The organism is Pseudomonas izuensis, from assembly GCF_009861505.1.
GTDB lineage: Bacteria > Pseudomonadota > Gammaproteobacteria > Pseudomonadales > Pseudomonadaceae > Aquipseudomonas > Aquipseudomonas izuensis.
This window is the reverse complement of record NZ_WTFT01000059.1, coordinates 1-2159: the sequence shown is the minus strand read 5'-3', so window position 1 is coordinate 2159 and position 2159 is coordinate 1. Positions and strand designations below refer to the sequence as shown.

At 62.3% G+C, this 2159-nt stretch carries 2 protein-coding genes; one reads left to right on the top strand and one right to left on the bottom strand.

Annotation, left to right across the window (positions count from 1 at the left end; genetic code table 11):
- Positions 1-148: 148 nt before the first annotated feature.
- A complete protein-coding gene (locus GPL81_RS30295; RefSeq protein ID WP_160109773.1) occupies positions 149-970 on the bottom strand; it encodes a helix-turn-helix transcriptional regulator in 822 nt (273 codons plus the stop codon).
- A 96-nt stretch (positions 971-1066) separates the two neighbouring features.
- Here GPL81_RS30295 and GPL81_RS30290 point away from each other — a divergent pair, with 96 nt between their 5' ends.
- Positions 1067-2029 carry a threonine dehydratase gene (locus GPL81_RS30290; RefSeq protein WP_160109766.1) on the top strand — a complete coding sequence of 321 codons (963 nt, stop codon included), beginning with the start codon at positions 1067-1069 and terminating at the stop codon, positions 2027-2029.
- Positions 2030-2159 lie beyond the last annotated feature (130 nt).

Here is a 2159-nt window from a genome sequence, read left to right as displayed (position 1 = left end):
CCGCTGTAAGAGCGGAACCATTAGTGGCCGTTGCCGCAGGAATGGATATGTACTCGGTGACCAGCATTCATGTTGGCTGTCAGGCCGCCATCGCTGCGATGCGTCGACCCGACAAGCCAGCTCCTACAGGTGCGCGTGTTTTTATGCATTAGCCGGGCTTCGATAGACTGCGCAGCTGCGCCGGGCTTGTTCCAAGGCGTTGGCGGAAGGTGGTCGCCATGTGTGCCTGGGAGTTGAAGCCGCAGGTGTGGGCGATTTCTGCCAGGCTGGCTGTCGAATCGCGCATCAGGGCGCGGGCCTTGGCGAGGCGTCGGTCGATCAGGTAGCTGTGCGGGCTTTTGCCCGTCGCATGCTTGAAGGCCCGCATGAAATAGCCTTCGGACAATCCAAGCAAGCCCGCCATGGCCGGTATACCCAGCGGGCGGTCGAGACCGGCGTCAATAAACTCATCGAGCAGGCGCATCCGCTTGCCGGTGATAGCGCCTTGCAGTGGTGCCAGCAACGCTTCGTTGCCGGTCGCCCGTTCTGCCAGTGCGAGTGCCCAGGCCTCCCAATCGTCCTCGACTGAGGCCTGCAACAGCGCGGCGCGCATTCGCAGTGCGAGGGTAATGGCCTGCTGATCGATGCGATTGTTGAAGGCACGATCCCCGGCCAATGGCACACCGTCGGTGCGTATCACCCGCAGGTATTCACCGCCCTTGGGGGATTCGGACAATACGTCACAGCCGACAGGGACGAATGCCAGGCCGTTGGGCAGGGCATCGAAAGGTTGCACCCGGTCGCTGCCGATGGCGTGCAGGCCTCGCTGGCTGTCGAAGGCAAAGCCGATGGCCGACTGGGTCGCTACATAGCGGGTCGCGTAGGCGGCGCCGGGTAACAATTCGATCGCCCATGGTCCTGCCTCGATACGACGGACCGGTTCAGAGGGGTGGGAGGGCTGCGGGCGATTTCGATGGCTCATGAACACCATAGTAGTGAAGAGGGCGGGCAAAAGTCAGGTCAGTTTTCTGAAAGCCGACATGCTGCGCCCGTGTCTAGACTGGGCAACACTTCAGGGAGACGACTCATGCACAGACTGACTCGCGACGATATCGAACAAGCTGCTCGCCATGTGTACCAGGTCATGCCGGCCACCGCCCAGTATTGCTGGCCGCTGCTGGGCGAACGCTTGGGTTGCACGGTGTGGGTCAAGCACGAAAATCATACGCCTACCGGTGCTTTCAAGGTGCGCGGTGGCATTACCTTCATGCACTGGCTCAAGCGCGAGCACCCGGGCATCAAGGGGATTGTCACGGCCACCCGCGGCAACCATGGCCAGAGCCTGGCACTGGCGGCCGGGGCGCTGGGCTTGAGGGCGTTGATCGTCGTGCCGGAAGGTAACTCGGTCGAAAAGAACAAGGCCATGCGCGGTTTCGGTGGCGAGGTGGTCGAGTATGGCCGCGATTTCGATGAAGCCCGTGAAGAGGCCGCGCGCCTGGCACAAGTGCATGGCCTGTACCTGGTTCCGCCGTTCCACACCGAATTGGTCAAAGGCGTGGCCACGTACGCGCTGGAGCTGTTCGAGGCTGCACCGGATTTGCATACGGTCTACGTGCCGATTGGCTGTGGTTCGGGGATTTGCGCGGTGATCGCCGCCCGCGATGCCCTGGGCCTTAAAACCCGGGTGGTGGGCGTGGTGTCCACTGAGGCCGCCGCCGCAAAGTTGTCGTTCGAGGCTGGAGCGATACGTGAAACCGCCTCGGCGAATACCTTTGCCGACGGCCTGGCCGTGCGCAAGCCGATTCCCGAAGCCTTTGCCATCTACGGGGCGGCGGCGGAGCGGATCGTAGCCGTCAGCGAGGAGCAGATTGCCGAGGCCATGCGCGTGTATTTCACCGACACCCACAACCTCGCCGAAGGGGCCGGTGCGGCGGCCCTGGCGGCGCTCATGCAGGAGCGTGATGCCATGGAGGGGAAAACCGTGGGTGTGATTCTGTCTGGCGGGAATATTGATCGATCGGTGTATGCGAGCGTGATCGGGAGCCTGTAGGAGCTGGCTTGCCAGCGAAGACGGCGGCACAGTCAAAAAGACCTGAATGCTTTTGACCGAGTACATATCCATTCCTGCGGTAACGGCCACCTAGGGTTCCGCTTTTACAGCGGGTCACTTGGAAGAGCCC